The following is a 1,448-nucleotide window of genomic DNA, read 5'->3' on the forward strand; positions in this document are numbered from 1 at the left end:
GACCCGGTTTGGGGGGGAGGCACAAAAGCCCGGGCCGGCGACTCGCTTAGCTCCCTGCCGGTTCCTGAGCTACCTGTGTTTCTGGGCCTCGCTTCGCTCGGCGGGCGAGTTCGCCTCAAGTCGGCCCCTTCGGCTTCTCGGGCGACTCCGCTTCGCTCCGTCACCCTCCTGCGCCTCCAGGGACCGACGGCGAACTCGCACGCCCTGCGGCGTCACAAAGTGAAAAAGCAGGGCGCGGGGCGCGGGCCCGCACCGTCATGAAGTGAAAAAGCGGGGCGTGGGGTGCGGTGGTGCGAAATGTGGGCCGCCCACCTGCGGAAATACCCCACCCACCCTGGGGGACGTGCCCTTGGCCAGCGTAGCCACCGGGGGCCGTGCGGGCGGGTGGCATGGGACGGGCTGTGGGTAACTGGGTGGGTTGTGGATAGGTGGGGCGAGGTCGGGGGTTCCGGCTCGCGGAGTGTGGGGCGCGGGGTGTGTTGAACTTAGTGGGGGCCGCAGGGGCGGCTCCGGATTGCACTGGGGAGAACAACAACATGTATGTGACTGCTGATCGCGCTGTTGGGGCCACCGGGGTGGACGCTGTCGTTCGTGAGTTGCGCGATCGGGCCGAGGTGGTGGACGCGCTGTACCGGTTCGGCCTCGGGCAGGACATTCGCGACCGGGAGCTGTTCGCGTCGTCGTTCGCCGTGGATGCCGAGCTGGACTTTCGGCCCGTTGCCACGAAGTTCGGGCTGTCGTTCCCGTTGATGACCGGGCGGGAGTCCATTGTGGACACGATTCTCGGCACGCTCGCGTCGATCGACACGACGCACGTGGTGACCAATCCTCGGGTGGAGCTGGCCGGCGACACCGCGCGGCTCACCGCGATCGTCGAGGCGCAGCACCTGCCTAGCGAGGACCACAGCCGGCACCTGCTGCTGAAGAACCGCTACGCGGTCGACCTGGTTCGCGACGGCGACCGGTGGGTCATGCGGCGGGTGCACATCGACAAGGTGTGGCACACCGGTGAGCCTGCGGTGCTGTTCGGCTCGTAGCCCCCAACAAGTCCACAGACTGTGCACAGGTTCTTCAACAGGCTGTGGATAAGTGGGGAATTCAGGCGTGTGGGGCTGTGGATAGCTTGGTGATTCCCGTGAAACAACGTGGGTAGCGGAAGGGCCCGGCAGTCGATAGCGGCCGCCGGGCCCTTTCGTTCAAGCTGTCAGCCCAGGCGCTGCTTGAGGAGTTCCAGCTCGTCGCGCAGGGTGGTCGGGAGCTTGTCGCCGATCTTGTCGAACCACTCCTCGATCAGCGGGATCTCGGCCTTCCACTCGTCGACGTCGACGTTGAGGACGGCGGCCAGGTCCTCGGCGGGGGTATCCAGGCCAGACACGTCCAGGGCCTCCGGGGTCGGCACGTGGCCGATGGGGGTCTCCACCGCGGCGGCCTTGCCCTCGATCCGCTCG

2 protein-coding genes are annotated in these 1,448 nt (G+C 67.3%); one reads left to right on the forward strand and one right to left on the reverse strand.

Going from position 1 to position 1,448, the window contains the following annotated elements; genetic code table 11:
* Nucleotides 1-596 precede the first annotated feature (596 nt).
* Complete coding sequence (locus F0L68_RS37520; RefSeq protein ID WP_240543036.1) at nt 597-1,037, forward strand: nuclear transport factor 2 family protein; 441 nt, start codon at nt 597-599, stop codon at nt 1,035-1,037.
* A gap of 167 nt (nt 1,038-1,204) precedes the next feature.
* On the opposite strand, the gene F0L68_RS37525 is transcribed toward F0L68_RS37520, so the two are convergent.
* Nucleotides 1,205-1,448, reverse strand: a 244-nt coding sequence (locus tag F0L68_RS37525; protein ID WP_149854672.1) for a phosphoenolpyruvate carboxykinase domain-containing protein, incomplete at its 5' end; no start/stop codon positions are given.

The organism is Solihabitans fulvus, assembly GCF_008386585.1.
Lineage (GTDB): Bacteria > Actinomycetota > Actinomycetes > Mycobacteriales > Pseudonocardiaceae > Solihabitans > Solihabitans fulvus.